Source organism: Jiella sonneratiae (assembly GCF_017353515.1).
GTDB classification, from domain to species: Bacteria; Pseudomonadota; Alphaproteobacteria; order Rhizobiales; family Rhizobiaceae; genus Jiella; species Jiella sonneratiae.
Genome location: NZ_JAFMPY010000008.1, coordinates 153,917 through 179,793 on the forward strand (window position 1 = coordinate 153,917; position 25,877 = coordinate 179,793).

Genomic DNA, 25,877 nt, shown 5'->3' on the forward strand with positions numbered 1-25,877 from the left:
CGCTTCTCCCGCATGGTTAAGAAACACGGTTAAGCGAGCGTTAACCGATCGGTGCGACAGTCCCGCTCAAGGCGAGGCCGGCAATCTTTTCCGGACCACCGCCAAATCGGGTAAGGGACGAGAAGTCGATGAAAGTGGCAGTTTGGATCGGCGCCCTCGCGGCAAGCGCCGTCGTCGCGGCAGGCGGGACGAGCTTCGCCGCCGATCTCGATCCGATCTACGCGCCGATCTACCAGGACGTGCCCGAGGTGCAGCCGGTGGAGATCGGTACCGGCTGGTATCTGCGCGGCGACGTCGGCTACCAGTTCAAGAGCGACATCGACACGAGCTACAGCGCGACGACGCCGGCCGGCTCGGTCAGCGGCGACTATGACGGCCTGTCGCTGCCGGCGAGCGCGGAGTTCAGCGGCGGCATCGGCTACAAGTTCAACGAATTCCTGCGCACCGACGCCACCGTCGGCTACTGGAAGTCGCATGTCGACAACGTGTCCTTCGGCGCGGCCGACGCGTCCCTCGACAGCAAGGCCGAGGCTTACGAGCTGATGGCCAACGCCTATGTCGACCTCGGCACCTATGCGGGCTTCACCCCCTATCTCGGCGCCGGCGCCGGCGCGGTCCACGTCTCCTACGAGACCGGCTGCCGCTACCTCTCGACCTCCTGCGACGCGAATTTCGACGAGCTGAAGACCGACGAGGGCTCCGACTGGCGCTTCGCCTATTCGCTGATGGCGGGCGTTTCCTACGACGTCTCCAAGAACCTCAAGCTCGACGTCGGCTACCGCTTCATGGATGTCGACGGCGGCGGCGTGACCGAGGTCATCGGCCAAAACACCACCACCGGCGACACGATGGCGATCAGCGGCAGCGACGACGGCTTCAAGCGCCACACCATCCAGGCGGGCATCCGCTACTCGATCTGGTGAGTCGCCGCTCCGGCGGCGATACGCTCGATATTAACCCTCCGCCACGGTATTTCCTAAGCCCTTGCGGGCGCAGATCTGCCCGTGCTACGGAGGATTGCTTAGCAGGCGACATAACTTGGCCGTGAAACCTCGGTTTTGCGGCCAATTTGATGCATACCGGCAAGCTTTAATTATATCTCTGCGCACAAGATCTGCTGCAAAGGATCACAAATCCCATGCAGCTCGCCCAGATCGACCAGCTGATATCCGACCGCGGATACCGGTTCTCCTTCCCGCAGGACATCGAGGCGGCCTACAGGGCGTATCGCTCGAACTACCGGCAGCGGCTGTCGCAGGCCCTGCTCGCTCCGACGCTGCTCTGCTACAACGTCTTCCTGATCGTCGACTACATCCTCTTGCCGCAGACCTTCTGGCTGAGCGCGGCCCTGCACTTTTTCGTCGTCTCGCCGATCATCGTCCTGTCGACCATCGGCCAGCGGATGCGGCGCAAGACATGGCTTGCCAAGGGTTCCGCGGCGCTCGGCCCGCTGGCGATGATCGTCCAGGTGATGGCGATCTACACCGTCAATGCCAACGAACTCGCACAGCACTACCAGTATCTGGCGATCCTGGTGCTGATCTTCATGAACCTCCTGTTTCGCCTGGAGTTCGCCGACGCCGTGATTGCCAGCATGTTCGGCGTGACGGTCTATATCGGGGCGCTGTTCGTCAGCCATGCCCCCCTGCCGGTGCTGGTGATCGGCATCATGGCGGCCGGCGCCGCCAGCTATCTCTCCCTGTCGGGCAACCGGCAGATGCAGCGCGACGCGCGCCACAGCTTCCTCAGGCGCCTGCAGGACCGGCTGCGGATCGAGCAGGCGAAGACCGAGGCCGAGCGGGACGCCCTCACCGGGCTCTACAACCGCCGCCGCCTCGACGCGCTGTTCCAGGAACTCGCCGAGAAATCGCCGGAACTGCCTCTTGCCGTGCTGATGATCGACGTCGACCACTTCAAGCGCTTCAACGACGAGAACGGCCATCTGGCGGGCGACATGTGCCTGCAGCAGGTCGCCGACCTGCTGGTCCGGCTCGTGCGCAGGGATTGCGACCTCGTGGTGCGCTTCGGCGGCGAGGAGTTCCTCGTCCTCCTGACCGCGGCGCTCCCCGACGACGCGCTGCGCATCGCCGAACGCATCCGCGGCGAGATCGAGGCCCTCGGCATCCTCCACGCCGACGGCGTGACGCCGGTCACCGCCAGCATCGGCGCGATGGCCGACACGCTTCTCTCCTCGGCGCCGGAAGACCTGCTCGCCGGAGCCGACGCGGCCCTCTACGTCGCCAAGACCGCCGGCCGCAACCGGGTGTGGCCGCCGGACACGCCCCTCGACGAGCCTGCCTCAGCCGAAGGCCTTGAAGGCGACAAGCGTAAAGGTGTCCGCCACGCCGTCGAGAACCTGCAGGCGTTCGGTGACGAAATGCCCGATGTCGCTGTCGTCTGAGAGATAGAACTTGGCGATGAGGTCGTAATGGCCGGAGGTGGAGAACACCTCCGAAATCTCCTCGACCTCGAGGACGAGCGCGTCCGCGACCTTGTAGGCCATGCCGGGCCGGCACTTGAACTGTACGAAGATGGTCTGCATCGGTCTGGCTCCTGCCGTCGGCGGCCCGCAGTCTCGCCGCGGCGTTTCGGTGCATGGTCGGGACTTGCCGGCCGCCCGTCAAGGCTCGCCGTCGCCTCCGCTTGTCGGCTCCTCCCGCGGCACGTCCCCGATCAGCGCCGCGACGAGGCGCCTCAGCTCCGGCAGCAGCTCCCGTTCGAAGAACGGGTTGCGCTTCAGCCAGGCATTGTTGCGCCAGGAGGGGTGCGGCAGCGGCAGGACGGGCGCGAATCGCCCGCCGCCCGCGAGGACGGAACGCCAGGCGGAAACCGTCTCCGTCAGCGAGCGGCCGCCCCCGCCTTCGACGTGGAAACGCTGAGCGTAGAGGCCGACCGCCAGCACCAGCTCGACCTGCGGCATCGAGGCCATCACCCTCGCATGCCACGTCGCGCGGCATTCCCGCCGCGGCGGCAGGTCGCCGCCCTTCGCGTCGTAGCCGGGAAAGCAGAAGCCCATCGGGACGATGGCGACCCGCGACGGATCGTAGAACACCTCCGGGCCGATCCCCATCCAGTCCCGCAGCCGCACGCCGGAGGGGTCGTTGAAGGGCTTGGTGGTCTTGTCGGCGAGATTGCCCGGCGCCTGCCCCGCAACGACGATGCGCGCGGTGGAGGAGAGGACGAGGATCGGATTGGGCTCGATCGGAAGCGGCCGGCCGACCGGCTCGTCGCGGCAGATCCGGCAGGCGCGGATGGTGCGGTAGAGCGTCTGCGGCGCGCTTACGCCGGCGGCCTTCTGCGGTCGGGTCGAAATGGCGGTCAGGCCTTTGCGCTCGGCCGCGTGGACACCGCCTCGTACCAGCGGGCGACGTTCGTCAGTTCCGCCGGCATCGCGATCTTCGCCGGCCGCATGAAGTCGACGGCGACGAGGCCGGTGATGTCGGCGACGGAAAACCCTTCGCCGGCGGCGTATCGGCTTTCGGCGAGATGGGCGTCGAAGACTTTCAGGAACTCCACCGCCTTGTCGCGGTTGGCTTCGGCCCAGGCCGGGATCTGCGGCACCTCCCACTCGGCCATCGCCGGATGGCTGTGACGGAAGGCCGCGGCGACGCTCGCATAGAGACCGAGTTCCAGGCGCCGGTTCCACATCTCGATGGTGGCGATCTCCAGCGGCGTCGTGCCGAACAGCGCCGGCTCTGGATGCAGCGCCTCGACGTAGCGGCAGATGGCGATCGATTCGGTGACGATCGTGCCGTCGTCCAGTTCGAGCACCGGCAGCCGCTTCAGCGGATTGCGGCTGGCGATCGCCTCGGACCGGTGCTCGAGCTTCGCCATGTCGACGGGCACGAGTTCGAGGTCGACGCCCTTCTCGGCGAGGAAGATCCGGGTGCGCCGCGGATTGGGCGCGCGGCCGCCGTCGAAGAGTCGCATGGGCTGCTCCTTGTCCGTCGCCCGTGGCCGGGCGGTGCCTCTCGCCCGTCAGACGGCAGTGCCTGTCGCCTGCGAACCGGCGGTCTGCGGGCGTCGGCGGCGTCCGGCGGCCGCGGCATTTCGGCGGTTCGGCCGAATTTCCGCTTCCTTAAGGCATTTTTTTAAGGTTGGGGAAACAGAATGCGGCCGGACCGAAACCCAGCGAAGGCCGGCAGCCGTCAATTCATGTCCTTTGCCGCACCGCCCACCGTCGATCACGGCGCCGCCCGTCGTCCCGGACCGCGCGAAGGCGAGCTCGCGCGAACGCTGCGGGCCGCGCGCGAGCGGCTGGCGATGCGCGGCGGCACGGGGCCGCGCTTCACCCGCGAGCTTCTCGTCCAGCATGCCGCGGCGCTGCGGGCGGCGGCCTTCGTGCTGCCGCTGCCGGTGATGGCGACGGGCTTCGGCCTGTCGGTGTTCCTCGGCCCGGTGCCGGCGGTCCTGTGGACCCTCGTCGCGCTCGGCTGCTACCTGGCGCTGGTCGCGACGGCGCGGCGGTTCGGCGCCGAGCAGGTGGCGCCCGAGGCGGTGGCGCGCTGGCGCGGCCTGTTCCTCACCGGCCATGCGATGACCGGGCTCTGCTGGGCCTATCTCGCGGCCCTCGATCTCGGGCCGCTGCACGGCCGGGAATTCGGCATCTTCCAGTTCACCGTGCTCTTCGTCGTGGTGGCGTCGACGGCGATGATCTCCTTCACCCTGCAGGCGGTCGTGCCGGCGACCTTCGCGCTCGCCGCGGTCTTCCTGGCGATTGGCATCGCCGGCGGCACCGACCCCGCCCACATCGCCATGACCGCGATCCTGATCGCGGCGATCGCCTTCTTCTCGCTGGTGAGCGAGATCCTGCGGCGCTCGGCGCTGCGCGGCTACGTGCATCAGGCCGAGAAGGACGAACTCATCGCCGAGCTCGAGACCGCCAAGGTGATCTCCGACGAGGCGCGGCGCCGCGCCGAGGACGCCAACCTCGCCAAGTCGCGCTTTCTCGCCACGATGAGCCACGAGCTGCGCACGCCGCTCAACGCCATTCTCGGCTTTTCGGAGGTGATGGAAAGCGAGATGCTCGGGCCGCTCGGCTCGGACACCTACCGCTCCTACGTCCGCGACATCCACGCCTCGGGGCGCCACCTGCTCGGCCTGATCAACGAGATCCTCGACCTGTCGCGGATCGAGGCCGGCCGCTTCAGCCTCAACGAGGAGGCGATCGAGCTGGTCGCCGTCGCCCGCGAGTGCCTCGGCGTCGTCCGCATCAAGGCAGAGGCCAAGGGCCTGACGGTGCGCGGCGACTTCGAGCCGGCGCTGCCGGCGCTGTGGGCCGACGAGCGGGCGATCCGGCAGGTCATCCTCAACCTCCTCTCCAACGCCGTGAAGTTCACGCCGCGCGGCGGCACCGTCGTCGTCTCGGTCGGCTGGACCGCCGGGGCGGGACAGTACGTTTCGGTCAGGGACGACGGCCCGGGCATTCCCGAATCGGAGATCCCGGTCGTCCTGTCGGCCTTCGGCCAGGGCTCGGTGGCGATGAAGAGCGCCGAACAGGGCACCGGTCTCGGCCTGCCGATCGTCCAGGCCTTGGTGAAGCTCCACAACGGCCGCTTCGATCTTCATTCCCGGCTGCGCGAGGGCACCGAGGCGATCGCGATCTTCCCGCAGTCGCGCGTGCTCGAGGTGATGCCGGCCCTCGACGATCCGAACTGGCAGGAGGCATGAGCCTTCCGGCATGCCGATCCGCCCCCATGTGCTTGTTATGGTGATCGAAGGCGGCCATATCCTCCGGGACAGACAAAAGACGCACGACACCGAAGCCCCGATGGCGATCGAAACCCCCTGCACGAAGATCTGCACCGTCGACCCGGCGACCGGCCTCTGCCTCGGCTGCGCCCGCACGATCGCGGAGATCGCCGGATGGGCGGGCTTCGAGGCGTCGGAGCGCCGCCGGATCATGGCAGGTCTCGCGGCCCGAAGGGTCCGGAGCCGGCTTCCCGCGGCCGCGGCCGCATCGCACGGCGACGACGCGAAGGAGCCGGCGGACGGCGCCGGCGGCCGCGATGCGCCGTGACGCCATCCTGTACTTCGTGCTCGGCGGCGTCGCCGTGGCGCTGTTCGTGCTCTTCACCCGGCACGGCCAGACCATCGCCGGTCTCGACGACGAGACCTTCGGCCGGCTCGCCTATGACTCGATCCTGCTCGTCGGCCTCGGCGCGCTGGTTTTCCTGGCAAGCCGCCTCCACCTCGGCCAGGTGCTCAGAAGCGCGGTCATCTGGACGGCGGTCTTCGCCCTGCTCATCGGCCTCTACGCCTTCCGGCCGGAATTCGACGCCCTGAAGAACCGCGTCTTCGCCGTCCTGATGCCGGGCAGCGTCGTGCCGATCGGCGCGGACGACGGCCATCCGCGGTTCATGGCGACCCGCTCGGCCGACGGGCATTTCTATCTCGACGGCGCGATCGACGGCGCGCCGACCAGCTTCATCGTCGACACCGGCGCCTCGGTCGTCGCGATGGACAGCCGCACCGCCGAAGCGCTCGGCATCGACATGTCGAGCCTGCATTTCACCAACGCGGTGATGACGGCGAACGGCATCGCCAAGGCCGCCCCGATCCGCCTCGCCAGCGTCACCATCGGCGGGATCAGCCGCAGGGACGTTCAGGCCGCCGTGACCGAGGGCGAGGGTCTCGACACCGTGCTCCTCGGCATGAGCTTCCTCGAAACGCTCACTTCCTACGACTTCCGCGGCGACCGGCTGGTGCTGACCGACTGACCGACTGACCGGGACAGGCCCGGCCGATCAGACGAGGCTCCAGGCGAAGCGCAGGGCGACGATCAGAAGGAAGCTGCCGAAGCCGAGCTCGAGCTGGCGGCGCGACAGCCGATGGGCGAGCGACGCGCCGAGCGGCACGGCGAGGATCGAGGCCGGCGCCACCACGGCGACGGCAAACGCGTTGACGTAGCCGAAGCTCAGGGCCGGCAGCGCCGGCTCGCCCCAGCCGCCGACGACGTAGGTGACGAGGCCGGGAACCGCGATCAGCGCGCCGACACCGGCGCTGGTCGCCACGGCCTGGTGGATCGGCCGGCCGTAGAGGGTCATGAAGGTGTTGTTGAGGACGCCGCCGCCGATCCCCATCAGCGACGACAGGAGCCCGATGACGACGCCCGCGACGGAGCGCCCGACCGGCCCCGGCAGGTCGTCGCCGAGTTGCATCGTCAGGCGGCCTATCAGCATCTTCAGCCCGAGGACGAAGGCGAGCACGGCGAAGATGCCCCGCAGCTCGGCGGAACTTGCGACCGAGGCGAGCAGCGCCCCGGCCACCGCCCCGAGCGGGATCGGGACCAGCCAGCGCTTCAAAAGCGCCGTGTCGACGGCGCCGCGCTTCAGATGCGAGGCGAGCGAGCGGAGCGAGGTCGGCACGATGATGGCGATCGAGGAACCGACCGCGAGATGCATCGAGACCAGATGGCTGACCCCGAGCGCCTCGAAGGTCTGGTAGAGCACCGGAACGAAGATCGCCCCGCCGCCGATGCCGAAGAGGCCCGCGAGGAAGCCGGCCGCCGCAGCGGCCAGGAGAAGCGTCAGGACGAGGGGAACGAGGCTCGCGCCGTCGAGGAGGGTCATCAGCGGCGTCTAGCGAATGGGCGGGGCGGTTGCACGCGAAATCGTGCGGGCCCCAGGATTCAGGCGCGCGCCGCCTCGGCCTCGCGCCGCGCGGTCTTCGGCGGCAGCAGGATCTCGAAACGCGTGCCCGGCTCGTCGCGCTCCGACAGCCGGATCTCGCCGCCATGGGCCTCGACGATCTCGGCCGCGATCGGCAGGCCGAGGCCGGTGCCGCCCGAGCGGGCCGATCCGCGAAACGCCTTGAAGAGGTTTTCCCGCGCCACCTCGGGCAGGCCCGGCCCGGTGTCCTCGACGAAGAGCAGGAGGCCGCCCCAGCCGCCCGGCCCCGGCTGCAGCAGCTCGGCCCCGACGCGGATCTTGCGCACCACCACCGAGGGATCCTCGGCAAGCCCCGCCAGCGCCTCGGCGGCATTGCGGCAGAGGTTGAGGATGACCCGGTGGAACTGATCCGGATCGACGATGGCGAGGAGGTCGTCCGGGACGGCGTTGATCAGCCCGATCTCCGATTTCGGATCGACGGTGAGGCTGCCGAGGACGTCGTCGACGAGATGCTTCAGCCGCACCTCCCGGCGCACCGGCGCGGTTTCCACCGCCCGCCCGTAGGCCAGCACCGACTGGGTGTAGTGCAGCGCCCGGTCGAGGCTGCGCAGAAGCAGCGGCGCGAAGCGCTGCACCGTCGGGTCCTCGATCGTCGCCAGCCGGTCGGAGATCATCTGGCTGGAGGCGAGGATGTTGCGCAGGTCGTGGTTGATCTTGGAGACGGCAAGGCCAAGGTCCGCGAGGTGGCGCTGCTCGCGCAGCGTCTCGTTGAGCCGCCGCTGCATAGCCGCGAGTTCCATCTCCGCGACGCCGATCTCGTCGCCGCGCTCGTCCGGGCGGATGATGCGCTCGGAATCCGTCGGGTTGCCGCCGAAGCTTACCATCGAGCGGGTCATCCGCATGATCGGCCGCACCAGATAGCGGCTGATCGCCGAATAGACGAGGACGGCGGCGAACAGCGCGATCGACAGCGACAGGAAGAAGACGTTGCGCGAATAGACCAGCATCGCCATGCGCAGCGGCTTTTCCGACATCACCACCTCGGCGACGAGCGACCCGTCGCCGACCGCGCCCTGGACGCGCATCGTGCGGTCTCCGCCGAAGAGCAGCGTGTCGAAGGCGCCGAGGATCGTCGCCACCATCGACTGCTCCGTCAGGTCGACCTGGATGTCGGGAATGGGCACCATCTCGGCGCGGGCGAGCAGGCGCGAGGCGTCCTTGTCGTTGATCGCCAGAAGCTGGGCGTCCAGCGCCTTCAGGAGCGCCGACTCCTGGTTGGGGCCGAGCACCGAGCCGGCGCCGGCGTCGACCTCCTCCGAAGCGAGCCCGGCGACCGCCACGGCCTCGATCTTGGTGGTCAGCCAGTCGTTGCGGAACTTCGAGACGGAGGGCACGAAGATCAGGACTTCGGCGAGCATGACGGCGAGCGCGGTGATGGCGAGGATGCGCGTCGACAGCCGCCACCGCACTTTCGGCACCGGCTCGTCGCCGGATGCCCCAGCCTCCGACCTCGCAGGATCGTCCAAAGAGTGTCCCCGCTCTCGTCCCGCCGCCCTCCCGCGGCGCTCGAACTCAAATCCGGGCGAACAGCCCGTCCGGTGCTGCGCGTCGGGCCCCGGCTCCCCAGCCGGAATCCTGCGCACAATGCCGGTACTCATACGGTTTCCGGCAGATCACTTCGTGATGCCGGAAACGAAGACGCTCATTCGCCGCGCGGGCTTGATTCGAGCCCCGCTCCGATCGAACGGATCTCGTATCAGGCCCCTCAGCCGAACCGGGCGAGCATGCCGACCAGTCGCCGCACCGAGGGCTTCTCCGTATAGGGGCGATAGTAGACCGTTGCAGCGCGTTTTCCAATTTCCGCGAGAGTCGGATAGGGCGAAACCAGATCGCGCAGATCCGCGACGCCCATCTTCTTGCCGACGGCGAGAGAGAGCATGTTGGTGATCTCGCCCGCCGCCATGCCGGCAACGCCGCCGCCGAGAATGCGGCCGCCCTCGCCGAGGACCAGCTTGACGAGGCCTCCGGTGCGGCGTTCCGCCTGGGCGCGGTCGTTCTCGCGATAGGGCCAGCGGACGACGTCCCTGAGGCTGCCGGCGGCTTTCGCCTCCCGCTCGGTCGGGCCGACCTGGCCGAGTTCGGGATCGGTGAAGGTGACATGCGGCAAATGGTCGCGACGCTCGCGGACCGGCAGGCGGAAGAGGATCGGCCGCAGCACGAGGCCGGCCTGATAGTTGGCGACATGGGTGAATTGCGGCCCGCCGGCGATGTCGCCGACGGCATAGACGCGGCGGTTGCTGGTGCGCAGGTCCCGCCCGACCTTGATGCCTCGCGCGTCGTAGTCGATGCCCGCCGCCTCGAGGCCGAGGCCGGCGACGTTCGGCGCCCGCCCCACCGCGACGAGGAGATGGCTCGCCTCGATGGTCTCCCGGCCCTCGTCGGTCTCGATGGTGACGGACGGCCCCCGGTCGCCGCCCCGGACGGCGACGACCTTGGCCCGCTCGCGCAACGCGACGCCTTCCCCGCGCAGCGTCTCGACGACGACGGCGGCGAGTTCCGGATCGTCGCGGCCGAGCAGCGCGCCGGCTTCGAGCACCGTCACCCGCGATCCGAGCCGGCGGTGCGCCTGCGCCATTTCCATGCCGATCGGCCCGCCGCCGATGATGACGAGATGCTCGGGCCGCTGCCTCAGGTCGAAGATCGTCTCGTTGGTGAAATGCGTCGTCTCCCGCAGCCCCGGAATATCGGGGACGAGCGGCGAGGAGCCGGCCGCCACGACGAAGCGCCGTGCCTCGACGATCTGGCCGGAGGCGGAGATGGTGCTTTCGCCGACGAACACCGCGTCCGCCTTCAACACGGTGACGCCGAGGCCCTCGAAGCGCTCGACCGAATCGTTCGGCGCGATCGCCGCGATCACGCCGCGCACGTGGTCCTTCACCGCGGCGAAGTCGATCTCAGGCTCGCCGGCCGAGATCCCGAAGCGCTTCGCCTCGCGGATCGCCGCGACGTGCTTGGCGGCGGCGATCAGCGCCTTCGACGGCACGCAGCCGTAGTTCAGGCAGTCGCCGCCCATGGCGCCGCGCTCGACGAGGACGACCTTCACGCCGAAAGCCGCCGCGGCGGCAGCGGTCGTCAGTCCGCCGGAGCCGCCGCCGATGACGCAGAGATCCGGCTTCAAGATGGGCGCCATGCCCGTTCCTCCATGGTGATTGCGGACGCGGCAGGCGCCCGGCAGCAGTCCCGGGATCGTCGGCCCGACCGGGTGCGCGACGCGTCAGGCCCGGCGCCGGCGCAACACGGTCTTCTTCAGGATGACGCCGAGAATGGCGAGGCCGGCAAGGCCGACGAGGGCGATGGTCATTTCCGGCGTCACCAGATCCTTGATCGAGACGTGCTGTCCGCCGGCATTGACCAGCGCCTGATCGAGGCCGGAGCCGAGGAACGCATAGACCATCGATCCGGGGATGATGCCGAGGAAGGTGGTGACGACGTAGGTCGTCAACGAGACGTCGAAGAAGGCGGGCGCGACGTTGACCACGAAGAACGGCAGGACCGGCGTCAGCCGCAGGAGCAGGAGATAGGCGAAGGCGTCGTCGCGAAAGCCTTCGGCAAAGCGCGCGATCGCCCCGCCGGACTTTCGCCGCAGCACGTCGCCGAAGGCGGTGCGGGCGGCGACGAAGAGGATGGTCGCGCCGAGCGTCGCGCCGATCACCGTCAGGGTCCCCCCTAGGAGCCAGCCGAACAGGAAGCCCGACGCGACGGTGACGAGCGAGGCGGCCGGAAAGGAGACGGCGACGAGGCCGGCATAGACGAGGACGAAGCCGATGCCGGCAAGGAGGAGATGCGCCTCGACATAGTCCTGCAGCGCCTCGCGGCTTTCGAGAAAGGCGTCGAGAGACAGATAGCGGTGGAGGCCGAGGGCATAGGCGAGAGCCAGCGCCGCGACGAGGACGGCGATCGGAAGATAGCGCGTGTGTCGCTGCGCCGAACCGCCCGCCCCGCCCCCTTCCCGGCCCGCGTCCTCTCTGACGTCGTCGCTCGGAGCGGCGGTCCCGCCTCCGAAATCCCCGGGCCTGCGCCTTGCAATCGGCATGAGCGGTGGTGTCTCCGGCGTGCGGCCGCCCGGCGGGCGGCCCGAAGCTGTATCGGCGCTTCCCGTGTCATGGCGACAACCGGTAAGCGCGGTCGGCAGCGAGCATAGCGACTTCGCTTCTCCGCGCCGCGAGGTTACCGCCTTGGCGCCGTCAAATTTCGAACACGCTTGCGTCAATTGCGCCGCCCCGGGGTGCAAACGCGGTCGTTTGAAGCCCAAGGGCCGCCGGCGACGCTTCGATCTCTCCGCCCTTGCAGGGGAGATGGGTGACGACCCAGAGGGGGCGCCTCGGCGCGAATCTCCGACGGGTCTGTGCCCGGCATGCCCCCCTCTGCCTCCTGAGCCGGTCGAAGGGCGGCATCTCCCCCGCACGGGGGGAGATCAGGCCAATCGCCCTCGGCGGCCCCGGCTTTCGGCGCGTGTCCTCACCGACGACCCGGGCCCCGAAGGCCTCCGCGCCGTGCCGTCACGGCGCCAAACCTCACGCCGCCCTGCGCATCTCCGGGCGCAGCGCCGTCCCCGCCTCGTCGAACAGGCGCATCGCCTCCGGCCGGGAGGTGAGGCCGATGGTCCTGCCCCGTTCGATCGCCACCTCGCCCGGCAGCTTGGCGACGAAGGGCTCGTCCGCCCGGCCGATGTCGACATAGACGAGGGTCACCTCGCCGAGCGACTCGGTGAGCGTCACCGGCCCGCGGAACGGCGCGTGCGGATCGTCGGTGACGGAAAGATCCTCCGGCCGGATGCCGAGATGGGCGGGGCGCCCCTGCGCCGCGCCGGTGGTGACGATCGGCAGGTCGACCTTCGCGCCGCCTTCCGGAATGACGCGGGTGGTCGAGCCGGCGCTTTCGATCTTCGCCGGCAGGATGTTCATCGAGGGCGAGCCGAGAAACTTCGCGACGAAGAGATTGTCGGGCGAATTGTAGAGTTCCATCGGCGCGCCGACCTGCTCGACATGGCCCTTGTTGAGCACGACGATGCGGTCGGCGAGGGTCATCGCCTCGACCTGGTCGTGCGTGACGTAGATCATCGTCGTGCCGGCCATCCGCTCGTGCAGGCGGGCGATCTCGATGCGGGTCTGGACCCGCAGCGCCGCGTCGAGGTTGGACAGCGGCTCGTCGAAGAGGAACACGGAGGGATCGCGGGTGATCGCCCGGCCGATGGCGACCCGCTGGCGCTGGCCGCCGGACAGCGCCTTGGGCAGGCGGTCGAGATAGGGTTCGATCTGCAGGATGCGCGCCGCCTCCCGCACCCGCCGGTCGATCGCCTCCTTGCCCGTCCCCTTCTCCAGGGTCAGGCCGAAGGCCATGTTCTCGTAGACGGTCATATGCGGATAGAGCGCGTAGGACTGGAACACCATGGCGATGCCGCGCTGCTTCGGGGTGAGCGAATTCACCACCCTGCCGCCGATCTCCAGCGTGCCGCCGGTGATGTCCTCGAGCCCGGCGATGACCCGTAAGAGGGTCGACTTGCCGCAGCCCGACGGGCCGACGAAGACGACGAACTCGCCGGCGTGGATGTCGAGGTCGATGCCGTGCAGCACCTCGACCGACCCGTAGGCCTTCCTGACCCCGGTGAGCTTGAGATTGGCCATCCGATCATCCTCCCGATGTTTTCGTGCCGCGGGGACCGACCGCCGCGATGAAACCGTCATGCGCGCCGAGCGCGATCAAATCGCCCTCGATTCTTCCCGAAAACAGGCCCTCGCCGAGCGGCCGTGCCGTCATATCCTCCGGCAGGGGGAAGGTCGCCGGATGCTCGCCGAGGTTGAAGACGCAAAGGACGGCCTCCGACCCCTCTTCGCGCAGCATCGCCAGGATGCCGGGCGCGGCCTCCAGAAAGCGCAGCGAGCCCTTGGTCAGGGCCGGCGTGCGTTTCCTCAGGGCGATCAGCCGCCGATAGAAATTCATCAGCGACGCCGGGTCGTCCTCGAGCTCGGCGACGGCCCGCGGCAGATGCTCGGCCGGGACGGGAAGCCAGGCCTCGCCGTCGGAGAAGCCGCCATTACGGTTGTCCTTCGTCCAGACCATCGGCGTGCGGCAGCCGTCGCGGGTCCGAACGTCCGGCCACAGCGCGATGCCGGAGGGATCGACCATCTTCTCGCGCGGAATGTCGGTTTCGGTGAGGCCGAGTTCCTCCCCCTGATAGAGGCAGACCGAGCCGCGCAGCGTCATCAGGATACCGGCCGCGAGCCTCAAAACGTCATCCGGCCGGCCGGGGCCTTCCGTCCAGCGCGTTCCGTGTCGGACGACGTCGTGATTGGAGAAGGCCCAGCAGGCCCAGCCGTCGGGACCGGCGGCATCGAAGCGCTCGATGACGCGGCGGATGGTTTCCGGCTCGGGGATCGCCCCGGAGAGGAACTCGAAGGCGTAGCACATGTGCAGCTTGTCGCCGCCGGAGCTGTATTCGCCCATCAGTTCGATGCCGGTCGTCCGTTCGCCGATCTCGCCGACGGCGACCGCGCCGAATTCGTCGAGCAGCGCGCGCATCTGCCTGAGGAATTGCAGATTGTCGGGCCGGTTGCGATCGAAGACGTGGTGCTGGAAGTTGTAGGCGTCGGCGCGCGAGGTATAGATCTCCGATCGCATCGCCTCGGGCAGGGGCGGATTGTCGCGCAGTTCGGCGTCGTGGAAGTAGAAGTTCGCCGTGTCGAGCCGGAAACCGTCGACGCCGCGCTGCAGCCAGAAGCGCATCTCGCCGAGAAGCGCTTCCCGGACATCGGGATTGTGGAAGTTCAGGTCCGGCTGTTCAATCAGGAAGTTGTGGAAGTAGTATTGGCGGCGGCGCGAACTCCAGCGCCATGCCGGGCCGGAAAACACCGACAGCCAGTTGTTCGGCGGCGTACCGTCCTCCTTCGGGTCGGCCCAGACGTACCAGTCGGCCCTCGGGTTGTCGCGGCTCTGCCGGCTTTCCTCGAACCAGGGATGCTTGTCGGAGGTGTGCGACAGCACCTGATCGATGATCACCTTCAGCCCCAGCCGGTGCGCCTCGGCGACGAGGGCGTCGAAATCGGCGAGCGTGCCGAAGATCGTGTCGACGTCGCGGTAGTTCGAGATGTCGTAGCCGAAGTCCTTCATCGGCGAGGGCATGAAGGGCGAGATCCAGATCGCGTCGACGCCGAGCGAGGCGACGTGGGACAGCCGCCGCGTGATGCCCGGCAGGTCGCCGATCCCGTCGCCGTTCGAATCCTGGAAGGAGCGCGGATAGATCTGGTAGAGGACGCAGCCGCGCCACCAGTCGGCCTCGCGCTGAAGGTCGGCGGCATTCGAAGCGGTGGCGAAGTCGGTGGTCCCGTCGTCCAAGTCGCGCTCCATCAGGCGGCGACCTCGAAAGCCGCATGGTAGGTAATCTCGCCGCGTGGCGCCGGCGGGATGAAGACGAGGCGCTGCACATACTCGCTCGGCAGACCGCGATAGGTGAGCGCCGGGTCGCTCTCAAAGCCGAAGCGCGAGTAGAAAGCCGGGTCGCCGAGAAGAACGCAGCCCTTCGCTCCTCTCTCCTTCAGCCTGCGCAGACCATCGCTCACCAGCGCCGTGCCGATCCCCCGGCGCTGGAGCTGCGGCCAGACGGCAACCGGGCCGAGGCCGTACCAGCCGTTCTCGCCGCTCCCGACCGAAACGGCCGAGAAGGCGATATGGCCGAGAAGGCCGCCATCCTCGTCGACGGCGACGAGGGAGAGCGCCAAGGCTCCGGCGGCGCGCAGACCATCGACGATCGCGCCTTCCGTTCCGCCGCCATGCGGGGCTTGCGCGAAGGCCGCCGCGACCAGGGCGCGAATGCCGTCTTCGTCCTCCCGTGCTTCCGGCCGCAGGCGAAACGGGAGAGCCATCGTCATCCTTTCACGCCGCCGGCGGTGAGGCCGGAAATGATCTTGCGCTGGAAGATCAGCACCAGGACGATCAGCGGCACCGTGACGATCACCGAGGCGGCCATGATCGTCCCCCACGGGATCTCCTGCTCGGAGGCGCCGGAGAGCAGCGCGATCGCCACCGGCACCGTGCGCGTCGCATTGTTCGACACGAAGGTCAGGGCGAAGAGGAATTCGTTCCAGGCGGCGATGAAGGCGAGGAGCCCGGTCGTCACCAGCGCCGGCCACATCAAGGGCAGGAAGACGCGCATGACGATCACGAAGGGCGAGGCGCCGTCGACGATCGCCGCCTCCTCGATCTCGATCGGCAGGTCGCGCATGAAGGTGGTCAGCACCCAGACGGTGAAGGGCAACGTGAAGATCATATAGGCGAAGATCAGCGAGAACAGCGTGTTGTAGAGCCCCGCCCAGCGGACCATCTCGAACAGGCCGGCGAGCACCGCGATCTGCGGGAACATCGACACGGCGAGGATCGTCAGGAGCAGCAGCCCCCGGCCGGCGAAGTTGATCCGCGACAGGGCGTAGGCCGCGGTGACCGCCAGGAACAGCGAGATCGCGACGACGGTGACCGCCACGATGACCGAATTCAGGATGTTGGTCGGAAAGACGCCGTTGCCGAGGACGTCGGCATAGTTGGCCAGCGAGAAGTCGACCGGCAGGTAGTTCACCTTGAACAGCGCCGTGCCGGATTTCAGGCTGGTCAGGATCGCGTAGTAGAACGGAAAGACCGAGAACAGCACGATGAAGACGACGAGGGCGTAGAATCCGGTGCGCTTGACGACGTAAGGCATCTCACCGCCCCCGGCCGCCGAGGTCGAGCCGGGCGACCTTGATGTAGAACAGGGTGATCAGCGCGATCACCAGGAAGAGCAGGGTCGAGGCGGCCGAGCCGTAGGCGAACTTGTCGAACTGGAAGAGGTTTTCCTGAGCGAAGACCGACATCGACTTCGTCTGGGTGTTGTTCGGCGTCAAGACGTAGATGAGGTCGAACACCCTGAGCGCATCGAGCGCCCGGAAAATCACCGCGACGAGGATCGCCGGGCGGATCAGCGGCAGCGTCACCTTCCAGAACACCTTGACCGGATGGATGCCGTCGATCTTCGCCGCCTCGTAGACGTCACCGGGCACCATCTGCAGGCCGGCGAGGATCAGCAGCGCCATGAAGGGCGTCGTCTTCCAGACGTCGACGATGATCACCGCCCACATCGCCGTGTCGGGATCGGCGGTCCAGGCGACCGGCGACGAGATCACCCCGATCGCCATCAGCATGTCGTTGAGGATGCCGAACCGGTCGTTCATCATCCAGGCCCACATCTTGGCCGAGACGATGGTCGGGATCGCCCAGGGAATCAGCACCGCGGCGCGCACGAAGGCCCGGCCCTTGAATTCGGCGTTGAGGACGAGGGCGAAGACCAGCCCGAGCGCGGTTTCGATCGTGACCGAGATCACCGAATAATAGACGGTGTTCCAGACCGCGTTCCACCACTGCGGATCGAACAGCAGACCGAAATACTCGCCCTCCCCGTCGCCGTAGTCGACATATTCCCAGTAGTTGCGCAATCCGACGAACTTCGCGGCTTCGATATCCGACAGGCTGGCGTCGGTGAGCGAGAACCAGATCGTCTTGACGAGCGGCCAGCCGGCGACGAGGGCGAGGACGAGGATCATCGGCGCCAGGAACATCCAGGCCGAGCGCAGCCGCTGGCGCGACAGGTCGGAGCGCGGCCGCGCCCCCTCCCGCTCCGTCTGGAGCGCCTTTTCGGTGGGCGGAACACCCGCCTGAACGTTGGCCATCGCTTCCTCCCGTCGGATGCCATGACACCGAGCGGCTCGCCGGTTCGCCGGTCTCTCGCCTGTCGGCCTTCGTCGTCTCCCGTGCCGCGGGCCCGCCGCGATCGGCCTGCCCCGGACCTCTCCCACCGGCTGCCGTCCGGCGGGGCCGCTCCGCCATATCCTAAAGGCGGCTCACTCCCATCCGCCGCGCTTCAGGCGGCGCAGCCGCTTCTCGAGCTTGTCGAGATTGTCCGCGGCGGTGCCGCGGCCCGCCAGCGTCTCGTTGACGGCGGTCCAGAACTCCTTGGACACCTCGTTGTACTGCTTCTTGGTGGGCGCCGAGGGCCTCGGCACGGCGTTGTCGACCACTTTGCCCCAGGAAGCGACGATCGGTTGGGCCTTGGCGATGTCCGGGTCGTCGTAGAGTTCCGGAATGGTCGGCAGCCGCGACTGGTTGACCGCGCGCTCCTTCTGCGCCCGCTCCGATCCGAGGAACTTCACGAGATCGATCGCCGCGTCCTTGTGCTTGGAGTATTTCGACACGGCGAGATTCCAGCCGCCGAGGCAGGCGGCGGAGTTCCCGCCCTCGCCGGCCGGCAGCGGCACCACGTCGAACTTGCCCTTCACGGCCGAGTCGGCGCCGTTCGACAGCGCGAAGGCATAGGGCCAGTTGCGCATGAAGACGGCATTGCCCGTCTGCCAGACGCCGCGCGACTCCTCTTCCTTGTAGGAGAGCACGCCTTCCGGCGCGATGGTGCCGATCCAGCCCTTGGCCATGTCGAGGGCGGCCGCCGCCTTGTCGTTGTTGATGGTGATGTCGCCCTCCGGCGAGACGATGCGCCCGCCGCCGCTCGAAGCGACCCATTCCAGCCCGTCGCAGGTCAGCCCCTCATAGGGAGCGCCCTGGAAGACGAAGCCGGTGAGCTGGGTGTTGCCGGCCTCGTGCTCCTTCTTGACGATCTCTTCGGCGGTCTTCGTCAGGTCCGACCAGGTCTTCGGCGGCTCCTTGCCGTATTTTTCCAGAAGATCCTTGCGGTAGTAGAGCGCCGGCGCGTCGGTAAACATCGGGAAGGCGACGAGCTTGCCGTCGACGGTCTGGGATTCGATGATCGAGGGAATGTGCTTGGGGATCTCGTCCTTCATCGCGTCCTTCAGGTCGACGAAGCTCGCGGCGAGCTGTGGCGCCCAGATCACGTCGGTGCGATAGACGTCGACATCCTCATTGCCGGCGGAGAGCCACAGGCGGTACTGGCCGAACTGGTCGGTCGTCGAGGCGGGCATCTCGACGATCTTCACCGTGTTGCCGGACTGCTTCTCGTATTCGTCGAGCTGCATGCGCAGTTCGGAAATGTCCTTGCCGACCGCGCCGGAGACCAGCGCGAGTTCTTCTGCGCTGGCCGCGCCGCCCGAAAGCATGACGCCCGCCGCCAGGGTGGCGGCCACGTTGCGGAAACCCATCCGACTTCCTCCCATCCCATCCATTGCCGCCGTCGCGGCGGATCCGGGCGCGTCTTTGCGACGTCTGGTGATCGGAGGCTTGCGGCGATCTTCATGCCGCCGTCGCCGGCGTGCCGGCCCGTTCCTCCCATCCTGCCCTGAAAGAACAGCTAGCCACAGGAATTCGAAAGGCAAGTTCCCGCCGCGCACGCATTCTGAAATTCCGAAACCCTCGGCAGCAGCGCTCTGCCGTTGCGGAACATCGCCGACGTCGCACGCGTCACCGCGGCAGCCGGCGCCCTCGCAAAGGGCCCCGGCGCTTCTGCGTTCGGGGATGCTCCCCGCGTCAGACGGTCAGGTGCTTGCGGACCGCCGGATCGTCGAGGCCCTCGGCCGGGCCTTCGAAGACGATCTCGCCGCGGTCCATGACATAGACCTTGTCGGCGAGTTCGCGGCAGAAATCGAGATACTGTTCGACGAGCAGGATGGCGATGCCGGCCTCGGCTTTGAGGAAGCGGATCGCCCGGCCGATGTCCTTGATGATCGAGGGCTGGATGCCCTCGGTCGGCTCGTCGAGGACGAGGAGCCGCGGGCGGGTGACCAGCGCCCGGCCGATGGCGAGTTGCTGCTGCTGGCCGCCGGAAAGGTCGCCGCCGCGCCGCGAAAGCATGTCGTTCAGCACCGGGAACAGCTCGAAGACGTGATCGGGGATCGAGCGGTCCGATGCCTTGAGCGGCGCAAAGCCGGTCTGGAGGTTTTCCTTCACCGTCAGGAGCGGAAAGATCTCGCGCCCCTGCGGCACGAAGCCGATGCCCCGCCGGGCCCGCGCATAGGGCGCCTCGCGGCCCATCACCTCGCCGTCGAGGGCGATCTCGCCGCGCCGGACCGGCTGCTGGCCGACCACGGCCCTGAGCAGCGAGGTCTTGCCGACGCCGTTGCGGCCGAGGACGCAGGTGATCTCGCCCTTTCTTGCCGCCACCGAGACGTTCCGGAGCGCCTGGGCGGCACCGTAATAGAGATCGACGTTCGAGACGGTCAGCATGGACGGAATTCCTCCGTGGCGCCGTCGGCTCTCTCGGTCGCGAGGCGTAAAGCCTTGACGGTCGTCATCCCGGCCTTGACCCGGGATCCATTCAAAGTCATCGCCACCGCCTGTTCGGAACCGAATTGGATGCGTGCTCGGCAGAGGCATGGATCCCGGGTCAAGCCCGGGATGACGAAGCCGCGAAGGGTCCGGCTATCCGGCAACATGGCAAAAGCAACAGTCATCGTCCCAGATACACCTCGATCACCTTCGGGTCGGCCGACACCTTGTCGAGCGTTCCCTCCGACAGCACCGAGCCCTCGTGCAGGCAGGTGACCTTGACGCCGAGTTCGCGCACGAAATGCATGTCGTGCTCGACGACGACCACCGACCTGGTGCGGGCGATGTCGCGCAAGAGCCGGGCCGTCTCCTCGGTCTCGGCGTCGGTCATGCCGGCGACCGGCTCGTCGACGAGCAGCAGCTCCGGGTCCTGGGCGAGCAGCATGCCGATCTCCAGCCACTGCTTCTGGCCGTGCGAGAGGTTGGCGGCGAAGGTCTTGCGCTTGTCCTTCAGGCGGATGGTCTCGAGGATCGCCTCGATGCGCTGGCGCTCGGCCTCGTCCTTGCGGTGCACCAGGGCGTCGAGCACCGAGCGCGAGCCCGAGAGCGACAGGCGGATGTTGTCCTCGACCGTGTGGCTCTCGAAGACGGTCGGCTTCTGGAACTTGCGGCCGATGCCCATCGAGGCGATGGCGGCCTCGTCGTGATGGGTGAGGTCGACGTCTCCGGCGAAGTAGACCTCGCCCCTGTCGGGCCGGGTCTTGCCGGTGATGATGTCCATCATCGTCGTCTTGCCGGCGCCGTTCGGGCCGATGATCGCCCGCATCTCGCCCTTCTGGATGACGAGGGAGAGATTGTTGATCGCCTTGAAGCCGTCGAAGCTCTTGGTGACGCCGTTCAGATAGAGCAGCGTGTCGCGCCGTGCCCGGCCGTTCGCCTCGGCGGCGAGCCGGCGCTCGCGCATCTCCGTCGCGAAGGGATGCGGCGAGACGAAGGGCTCGTCGCGCACCGCCACAGGCTCCGCCGTTTGCGCCGGCTCCGCCGGCATCGCGTCTGCCGCGGGTCGAACGGCGGCGCCTGCGGCCGGGGCCGGCGGATGGGTCGTGGAGGGCCCTGCGGCTTCGGCGTAGCCGCCTCCGTCGCCGACGCCGCCCTGCGGCCGGGCGAGAGCCCGGACGTCCTCGGCCACCTTGTCGACCACCTTCGTCGTCGTCGCCATCCTCGCCTACTCCGCCGGATTGGGGACGGCGTCCTGGCCGCCGGCCTCGCCTTTTTCGGCCGCGCGCGCCCGGCGCGTCGCCCGGAAGGCGTCAAAGCCGTGATCGATGGTGCCGACGATGCCGCGCGGCAGGACGAGGGTCACGAAGACGAACAGACCGCCGAGCATGAACAGCCAGAACTCCGGCAGCACCGCGGTGAAGACGGTCTTGCCGTAATTGACGAGAAGCGCGCCGAGGACCGGGCCGATCAGCGTGCCGCGGCCGCCGACGGCGGCCCAGACCACCACCTCGATGGAATTGACCGGCGCGAACTCGCCGGGATTGATGATCCCCACCTGCGGCACGTAAAGGGCGCCGGCGATGCCGGCCATCACCGCCGAGACCGTGAAGGCGAAGAGCTTCACATATTCGGGCCGCCAGCCGATGAAGCGCGTCCGGCTCTCCGCGTCGCGCACGGCGATCATCAGCTTGCCAAGCTTCGAGCGGGTGATCCAGCCGACGAAAAGGACGGCGATCGCCAGCGCGACGCAGCTGGCGGCGAAGAGCCCGGCGCGGGTCGAGCCCGCCTGGATCGGAAAGCCGAGGATGTCCTTGAAGTCGGTGAGGCCGTTGTTGCCGCCGAAGCCCATGTCGTTCCTGAAGAAGGCGAGGAGCAGCGCATAGGTCATCGCCTGGGTGATGATCGACAGATAGACGCCGGTGACGCGCGACCGGAAGGCGAAGAAGCCGAAGACGAAGGCGAGCAGCCCCGGCACCAGCACCACCATCAGGCAGGCGAACCAGAACTGGTCGAAGCCGGTCCAGTACCAGGGCAGTTCCTTCCAGTTGAGGAACACCATGAAGTCCGGAAGGATCGGATTGCCGTAGACCCCGCGCGGGCCGATCTGGCGCATCAGATACATGCCCATGGCGTAGCCGCCGAGGGCGAAGAAGGCGCCGTGGCCGAGCGACAGGATGCCGACATAGCCCCAGACGAGGTCGAGCGCCAAGGCGAGCAGGGCGTAGCAGACATATTTTCCGAACAGCGGCACCAGATAGGACGGCACGTGCAGCGGATGGCTTGCCGGCAGGAGCAGGTTGGAAGCCGGAACGAGGATCGCGGCCGCCAGAACGATGGCGACGAGAATGAAGACCCGCGGGCCGAGGAAGCGGGCAAGGATCATCGGCCGGCCTCCGGCCGGGCGTCGGCGGTGTCCCACCGGCGATCGCGGTCGGCCTGATCTCCCCCCTTGCGGGGGAGATGGGCGGTAGCCCAGAGGGGGGTCTGCCCGGCGCGGCGATGGCCGAGACCGCCGGAGGCACAGCCCCGTGTGATTGCAAGGCCCCGCGAGGCGCCCCCCTCTGCCCTGCCGGGCATCTCCCCCGCAAGGGGGGAGATCCGCCAACCCGCAAGGGGGGAGATCCGCTTATCGCCCACGCCAACGTCGGCAGTCGTCGTTGTCGATCCGATCCCACTCATGCGTCGACGAACCTTCCCTTCTGGGCGAAGAGGCCGCGGGGGCGCTTCTGGATGAACAGGATGATCAGGACGAGCACGACGATCTTGCCGAGCACCGCGCCGGCAAAGGGTTCGAGGAACTTGTTGACGATGCCGAGGGTCATCGCCCCGACCAGCGTGCCCCAGAGATTGCCGACGCCGCCGAACACCACCACCATGAAGCTGTCGATGATGTAGCCCTGGCCGAGATTGGGCGAGACGTTGTCGATCTGGCTGAGCGCGACGCCGGCGATCCCGGCGATGCCGGAGCCGAGCGCGAAGGTCAGCGCGTCGACCCAGGGGGTGCGGATGCCCATCGCGGCGGCCATGCGGCGGTTCTGGGTGACGGCGCGCATCTGCAGGCCGAGCGGCGTCCGGTTGAGGACGAGGAGCAGCGCGGCGAATACGACGAGGGCGAAGACGATGATCCACAGCCGGTTCCAGGTCACCGACATCAGCCCGACGTCGAAGGCGCCGGACATGAAGTCCGGATTGCCGACCTGGCGGTTGGACGGCCCGAAGATCGTGCGCACCGCCTGCTGCAGGATCAGCGACACGCCGAAGGTGGCGAGCAGCGTCTCCAGCGGCCGGCCGTAGAGGAAGCGGATCAGGAAGCGCTCCATCACCAGGCCGACGGCGCCGGAGACGAGGAAGGCGAGCGGCAGAGCGATGGCGAGCGAGAACTCGAACAGGCCCGGCGCGTTGGCGCGGATCACCTCCTGCACGACGAAGGTCGTGTAGGCGCCGAGCATCACCATCTCGCCATGCGCCATGTTGATGACGCCCATGACGCCGAAGGTGATGGCGAGGCCGATCGCCGCGAGCAGCAGCACCGAGCCGAGCGAGAGGCCGTACCAGACATTCTGCGCCTGGTTCCAGAAGGCGATGTTGCTCTCGATGGCGGCGATCGCGCTCTCGGCGGCCTTCTTCGCCGCCGCGTCGCCGGTGGCCGCGGCGAAGGCCGTCAGCTTGTTGAGGGATTCGCGGTCGCCGCGGGCGGCGAGCACCTTGGCGGCTGCGGCCTTTTCCTCGGCCGGCCGGTCGGAGACGAGGACGGCGCTCGCCCGCGCCTCCTGCATGCGCGTCTTCACCGCCGGGTCCGTCTCGGCGGCGATCGCCGCGTCGAGCGGCGCGACCATCTCCGGATCGCCCTCGGAGAACAGCGTGTCGGCGGCGCGCATGCGCTGGGCGGGATTGTCGGCCCTCAGCGTCAGCGTGCCGAGCGCGCCGGTCACGGCGTTGCGGATCGAGTTCTTGACGCGGACCTTCTCGAGGTCGCCCTTGGCGACGGTGCCGGCGCTGTCGCCCGACAGGGGGTCGAAGATCTCGTAGTCGTCGCCCTTGCGCGTCGCGACGAACACCTTCTCGTCGCTCTTGCGCCAGTAGAGGTCGCCGTCGCGGAGCGCCCGCAGGGCACGGGCCACCCGCTCGTCGCCGGTCGCGGCGAGTTCGGAGACAACCGCCTCGGTCGCATCGAAGCTCTGCTTGCCGCCGAATTTCTGGACGATGGCGGCGGGGTCGGCTTCGGGCGTCTGGCCGAAAGCCGCGCCGGGCGCCGCCGAAAGCAGCGCGCCGAGGCACAGGAGCAGCCAGGGAATCAGTCGGTTCATTGGCGGTCTCAAGAGGGGTCCTTCGCAGATCGGACGACCGGCCCGATCGAAGAGGAAGCGGATACGGAGCGGCCTTGCGGCCGCTCCGCCCTGCGCTGCTTGGGAGGCTTCTGCGCGTCGAAGTTCGTGGTTGCCGGCGGGACCGCGCCGGCCGGCGGGATCGCGGCGGACCACGGAGGGAGATGACCGCGGTCCGCCGCCTTTCGTGCCGGAGCGTGATTTCTCCCGAGCGGGCCGGTGCCCTGGCCCGCCGGGTCACGCTTGCGGCGCGCTCGTCAGTTGGACTTCATCGTGTCGCCGAGGCACTTCTTCGCCTCGGTGTCGTAGTTGCCGCATTTCAGGTCGACCCAGTCGGCCTCGAGCTTCTTCGATTCCGGCAGGAAGTCGGACCAGGCGTCGCCCGGCACGAGGTCGTCGGTCTCGGAGACGACGTCGAACTGGCCGTCCTCGTTGATCTCGCCGATCAGCACCGGCTTGGTGATGTGGTGGTTCGGCAGCATCTTCGAGGTGCCACCGGTGAGATTCGCCTGCTCGGTGCCGGGCAGCGCGGCGATCACCGCGTCCGGATCGGTCGTACCGGCCTTCTCCACCGCCTTCACCCACATGTTGAAGCCGATGTAATGGGCCTCCATCGGGTCGTTGGTGACGCGCTTGTCGTTGCCGATGAAGGCGTGCCACTTCTTGATGAAGTCCTGGTTCTCCGGCGTGTCGACGGATTCGAAGTAGTTCCAGGCGGCGAGATGGCCGACCAGCGGGCCGGTGTCGATGCCGGCGAGTTCCTCCTCGCCGACCGAGAAGGCGACGACCGGGATGTCGGTCGCCTTGATGCCCTGGTTGGCGAGTTCCTTGTAGAACGGCACGTTGGCGTCGCCGTTGATCGTCGAGACCACCGCCGTCTTCTTGCCGGTCGAGCCGAACTCCTTGATCTTCGAGACTTCGGTCTGCCAGTCGGAGAAGCCGAACGGCGTGTAGTTGACGATGATGTCCTCGGCGGGAACGCCCTTGTCCTTGAGATACTGCTCGAGGATCTTGTTGGTGGTGCGCGGATAGACGTAGTCGGTGCCTTCCAGCACCCAGCGCTTGACGCCCTCGCCCATCAGATAGTCGACCGCCGGGATCGCCTGCTGGTTCGGCGCGGCACCGGTGTAGAAGACGTTGCGCTCGGATTCCTCGCCCTCGTACTGGACCGGGTAGAACAGGATCGAGTCGAGCTCCTTGAACACCGGCAGCACCGACTTGCGCGACACCGAGGTCCAGCAGCCGAAGACCACGGCCACCTTGTCCTGGCTGATCAGCTCGCGGGCCTTCTCGGCAAACAGCGGCCAGTCGGACGCCGGATCGACGACGACGGGCTCGAGCGGCCGGCCGAGCAGGCCGCCCTTCTTGTTCTGCTCGTCGATGAGCATCAGCATGGCGTCCTTGAGCGTCGTCTCGGAGATCGCCATGGTGCCGGACAGCGAGTGAAGGATGCCGACCTTGATCGGCTCGCCGCTCGGCTTGGCGTCGGCGGCGAGGGCCCCGCTCACGCCGAACGCGGCGATCGTCGCGGCCGCCGCCGTCTTCTGCATCCATCTGATGGCTGAATTCATCTTTGACCTCCAGTCGATCCGGGCCCGTTTGCCGGCCTCGATCGACGATGGAGCAAAGCCCGTGCCAGACCTGACCTCCGGGAAGACGCGGGCCGAAGGGGCAGTGCGGGAAAGGCTTT

At 68.0% G+C, this 25,877-nt stretch carries 23 protein-coding genes; 5 read left to right on the forward strand and 18 right to left on the reverse strand.

Annotation, left to right across the window (positions count from 1 at the left end):
* Nucleotides 1–128: 128 nt before the first annotated feature.
* Both J1C47_RS10095 and J1C47_RS10100 read left to right on the forward strand, forming a co-directional pair.
* Nucleotides 129–923, forward strand: coding sequence for an outer membrane protein (locus J1C47_RS10095; RefSeq protein ID WP_207350629.1), 795 nt, complete (start codon nt 129–131; stop codon nt 921–923).
* Nucleotides 924–1,138: 215 nt separating this feature from the next.
* Nucleotides 1,139–2,401: a GGDEF domain-containing protein gene (locus tag J1C47_RS10100; RefSeq protein ID WP_207350630.1), complete on the forward strand. Its 1,263-nt coding sequence runs from the start codon at nt 1,139–1,141 to the stop codon at nt 2,399–2,401.
* Here the strand turns inward: J1C47_RS10100 and J1C47_RS10105 are convergent.
* The 3 genes from J1C47_RS10105 to J1C47_RS10115 all read right to left on the reverse strand — a co-directional run bounded on the left by J1C47_RS10105 (nt 2,300) and on the right by J1C47_RS10115 (nt 3,930).
* Nucleotides 2,300–2,542, reverse strand: a complete 243-nt coding sequence (locus J1C47_RS10105) for an Lrp/AsnC family transcriptional regulator (protein WP_207350631.1) — start codon at nt 2,540–2,542, stop codon at nt 2,300–2,302. The two genes, J1C47_RS10100 and J1C47_RS10105, sit on opposite strands and share 102 nt — an antisense overlap.
* A gap of 78 nt (nt 2,543–2,620) precedes the next feature.
* Nucleotides 2,621–3,322, reverse strand: a complete 702-nt coding sequence (locus J1C47_RS10110; protein ID WP_210382293.1) for a uracil-DNA glycosylase family protein — start codon at nt 3,320–3,322, stop codon at nt 2,621–2,623.
* Nucleotides 3,319–3,930 carry a glutathione S-transferase gene (locus tag J1C47_RS10115; protein ID WP_207350632.1) on the reverse strand — a complete coding sequence of 204 codons (612 nt, stop codon included), beginning with the start codon at nt 3,928–3,930 and terminating at the stop codon, nt 3,319–3,321. Before J1C47_RS10115 ends, J1C47_RS10110 begins: the two co-directional genes overlap by 4 nt.
* Nucleotides 3,931–4,155: 225 nt before the next feature.
* Between J1C47_RS10115 and J1C47_RS10120 the strand changes: the two genes are divergently transcribed.
* From J1C47_RS10120 to J1C47_RS10130, 3 genes are all read left to right on the forward strand, one after another.
* Complete coding sequence (locus J1C47_RS10120) at nt 4,156–5,670, forward strand: sensor histidine kinase (protein WP_207350633.1); 1,515 nt, start codon at nt 4,156–4,158, stop codon at nt 5,668–5,670.
* Between the two features lie 100 nt (nt 5,671–5,770).
* The gene (locus J1C47_RS10125; RefSeq protein ID WP_207350634.1) at nt 5,771–6,019 is read left to right on the forward strand and encodes a DUF1289 domain-containing protein; all 249 of its coding nucleotides are present in this window, start codon (nt 5,771–5,773) and stop codon (nt 6,017–6,019) included.
* On the forward strand, nt 6,009–6,719 hold the full coding sequence (locus J1C47_RS10130; RefSeq protein WP_207350635.1) for a TIGR02281 family clan AA aspartic protease: 711 nt from the start codon (nt 6,009–6,011) through the stop codon (nt 6,717–6,719). The genes J1C47_RS10125 and J1C47_RS10130 overlap by 11 nt, the downstream gene beginning before the upstream one ends.
* A gap of 27 nt (nt 6,720–6,746) precedes the next feature.
* Here J1C47_RS10130 and J1C47_RS10135 read toward each other — a convergent pair whose 3' ends face one another.
* From J1C47_RS10135 to urtA, 15 genes are all read right to left on the reverse strand, one after another.
* A complete protein-coding gene (locus J1C47_RS10135) occupies nt 6,747–7,571 on the reverse strand; it encodes a sulfite exporter TauE/SafE family protein (RefSeq protein WP_207350636.1) in 825 nt (274 codons plus the stop codon).
* A 59-nt stretch (nt 7,572–7,630) separates the two neighbouring features.
* Nucleotides 7,631–9,088, reverse strand: coding sequence for a sensor histidine kinase (locus tag J1C47_RS10140; RefSeq protein WP_342591960.1), 1,458 nt, complete (start codon nt 9,086–9,088; stop codon nt 7,631–7,633).
* Nucleotides 9,089–9,375: 287 nt separating this feature from the next.
* Complete coding sequence (locus J1C47_RS10145) at nt 9,376–10,800, reverse strand: dihydrolipoyl dehydrogenase family protein (protein ID WP_207350638.1); 1,425 nt, start codon at nt 10,798–10,800, stop codon at nt 9,376–9,378.
* A gap of 84 nt (nt 10,801–10,884) precedes the next feature.
* Nucleotides 10,885–11,703: a TVP38/TMEM64 family protein gene (locus tag J1C47_RS10150; protein WP_207350639.1), complete on the reverse strand. Its 819-nt coding sequence runs from the start codon at nt 11,701–11,703 to the stop codon at nt 10,885–10,887.
* A 481-nt stretch (nt 11,704–12,184) separates the two neighbouring features.
* Entirely contained in the window at nt 12,185–13,294 is a 1,110-nt protein-coding gene (locus tag J1C47_RS10155; RefSeq protein ID WP_207350640.1) for an ABC transporter ATP-binding protein, read from the reverse strand.
* A gap of 4 nt (nt 13,295–13,298) precedes the next feature.
* Entirely contained in the window at nt 13,299–15,014 is a 1,716-nt protein-coding gene (locus tag J1C47_RS10160; protein ID WP_207350641.1) for an alpha-glucosidase family protein, read from the reverse strand.
* Nucleotides 15,014–15,529 (reverse strand): GNAT family N-acetyltransferase, encoded by a 516-nt coding sequence (locus J1C47_RS10165; protein ID WP_207350642.1) that lies wholly within the window; start codon nt 15,527–15,529, stop codon nt 15,014–15,016. Before J1C47_RS10165 ends, J1C47_RS10160 begins: the two co-directional genes overlap by 1 nt.
* 2 nt (nt 15,530–15,531) lie before the next feature.
* Nucleotides 15,532–16,359, reverse strand: coding sequence for a carbohydrate ABC transporter permease (locus J1C47_RS10170; RefSeq protein ID WP_207350643.1), 828 nt, complete (start codon nt 16,357–16,359; stop codon nt 15,532–15,534).
* A 1-nt stretch (nt 16,360) separates the two neighbouring features.
* Nucleotides 16,361–17,362, reverse strand: coding sequence for a carbohydrate ABC transporter permease (locus J1C47_RS10175; protein WP_207350644.1), 1,002 nt, complete (start codon nt 17,360–17,362; stop codon nt 16,361–16,363).
* 171 nt (nt 17,363–17,533) lie between these two features.
* Entirely contained in the window at nt 17,534–18,799 is a 1,266-nt protein-coding gene (locus J1C47_RS10180) for an ABC transporter substrate-binding protein (protein WP_207350645.1), read from the reverse strand.
* A gap of 325 nt (nt 18,800–19,124) precedes the next feature.
* Nucleotides 19,125–19,820, reverse strand: coding sequence for an urea ABC transporter ATP-binding subunit UrtE (gene urtE, locus J1C47_RS10185; RefSeq protein ID WP_207350646.1), 696 nt, complete (start codon nt 19,818–19,820; stop codon nt 19,125–19,127).
* Nucleotides 19,821–20,043: 223 nt separating this feature from the next.
* Nucleotides 20,044–20,826, reverse strand: coding sequence for an urea ABC transporter ATP-binding protein UrtD (gene urtD, locus J1C47_RS10190; RefSeq protein ID WP_207350688.1), 783 nt, complete (start codon nt 20,824–20,826; stop codon nt 20,044–20,046).
* A 261-nt stretch (nt 20,827–21,087) separates the two neighbouring features.
* Nucleotides 21,088–22,245 carry an urea ABC transporter permease subunit UrtC gene (gene urtC / locus J1C47_RS10195; RefSeq protein ID WP_207350647.1) on the reverse strand — a complete coding sequence of 386 codons (1,158 nt, stop codon included), beginning with the start codon at nt 22,243–22,245 and terminating at the stop codon, nt 21,088–21,090.
* 292 nt (nt 22,246–22,537) lie between these two features.
* Nucleotides 22,538–24,169 (reverse strand): urea ABC transporter permease subunit UrtB, encoded by a 1,632-nt coding sequence (urtB, locus tag J1C47_RS10200; RefSeq protein WP_207350648.1) that lies wholly within the window; start codon nt 24,167–24,169, stop codon nt 22,538–22,540.
* Nucleotides 24,170–24,444: 275 nt separating this feature from the next.
* A complete protein-coding gene (gene urtA, locus J1C47_RS10205; protein WP_425354554.1) occupies nt 24,445–25,737 on the reverse strand; it encodes an urea ABC transporter substrate-binding protein in 1,293 nt (430 codons plus the stop codon).
* Between the last annotated feature and the right edge of the window lie 140 nt (nt 25,738–25,877).

Excerpts from the sequence above, each read along its gene's own strand:
- J1C47_RS10135 (WP_207350636.1), bottom strand. The coding sequence starts at position 7,571 with ATGACCCTCCTCGACGGCGCGAGCCTCGTTCCCCTCGTCCTGACGCTT.
- urtE (WP_207350646.1), bottom strand. The coding sequence starts at position 19,820 with ATGCTGACCGTCTCGAACGTCGATCTCTATTACGGTGCCGCCCAGGCG.
- J1C47_RS10095 (WP_207350629.1), top strand. The coding sequence starts at position 129 with ATGAAAGTGGCAGTTTGGATCGGCGCCCTCGCGGCAAGCGCCGTCGTC.
- J1C47_RS10100 (WP_207350630.1), top strand. The coding sequence starts at position 1,139 with ATGCAGCTCGCCCAGATCGACCAGCTGATATCCGACCGCGGATACCGG.
- J1C47_RS10115 (WP_207350632.1), bottom strand. The coding sequence starts at position 3,930 with ATGCGACTCTTCGACGGCGGCCGCGCGCCCAATCCGCGGCGCACCCGG.
- J1C47_RS10150 (WP_207350639.1), bottom strand. The coding sequence starts at position 11,703 with ATGCCGATTGCAAGGCGCAGGCCCGGGGATTTCGGAGGCGGGACCGCC.
- J1C47_RS10125 (WP_207350634.1), top strand. The coding sequence starts at position 5,771 with ATGGCGATCGAAACCCCCTGCACGAAGATCTGCACCGTCGACCCGGCG.
- J1C47_RS10160 (WP_207350641.1), bottom strand. The coding sequence starts at position 15,014 with ATGGAGCGCGACTTGGACGACGGGACCACCGACTTCGCCACCGCTTCG.
- J1C47_RS10175 (WP_207350644.1), bottom strand. The coding sequence starts at position 17,362 with ATGGCCAACGTTCAGGCGGGTGTTCCGCCCACCGAAAAGGCGCTCCAG.
- J1C47_RS10120 (WP_207350633.1), top strand. The coding sequence starts at position 4,156 with ATGTCCTTTGCCGCACCGCCCACCGTCGATCACGGCGCCGCCCGTCGT.
- J1C47_RS10165 (WP_207350642.1), bottom strand. The coding sequence starts at position 15,529 with ATGGCTCTCCCGTTTCGCCTGCGGCCGGAAGCACGGGAGGACGAAGAC.
- J1C47_RS10155 (WP_207350640.1), bottom strand. The coding sequence starts at position 13,294 with ATGGCCAATCTCAAGCTCACCGGGGTCAGGAAGGCCTACGGGTCGGTC.
- urtD (WP_207350688.1), bottom strand. The coding sequence starts at position 20,826 with ATGCGCGAGCGCCGGCTCGCCGCCGAGGCGAACGGCCGGGCACGGCGC.
- J1C47_RS10105 (WP_207350631.1), bottom strand. The coding sequence starts at position 2,542 with ATGCAGACCATCTTCGTACAGTTCAAGTGCCGGCCCGGCATGGCCTAC.
- urtC (WP_207350647.1), bottom strand. The coding sequence starts at position 22,245 with ATGATCCTTGCCCGCTTCCTCGGCCCGCGGGTCTTCATTCTCGTCGCC.
- urtA (WP_425354554.1), bottom strand. The coding sequence starts at position 25,737 with ATGCAGAAGACGGCGGCGGCCGCGACGATCGCCGCGTTCGGCGTGAGC.
- J1C47_RS10130 (WP_207350635.1), top strand. The coding sequence starts at position 6,009 with ATGCGCCGTGACGCCATCCTGTACTTCGTGCTCGGCGGCGTCGCCGTG.
- urtB (WP_207350648.1), bottom strand. The coding sequence starts at position 24,169 with ATGAACCGACTGATTCCCTGGCTGCTCCTGTGCCTCGGCGCGCTGCTT.
- J1C47_RS10180 (WP_207350645.1), bottom strand. The coding sequence starts at position 18,799 with ATGGGTTTCCGCAACGTGGCCGCCACCCTGGCGGCGGGCGTCATGCTT.
- J1C47_RS10170 (WP_207350643.1), bottom strand. The coding sequence starts at position 16,359 with ATGCCTTACGTCGTCAAGCGCACCGGATTCTACGCCCTCGTCGTCTTC.
- J1C47_RS10145 (WP_207350638.1), bottom strand. The coding sequence starts at position 10,800 with ATGGCGCCCATCTTGAAGCCGGATCTCTGCGTCATCGGCGGCGGCTCC.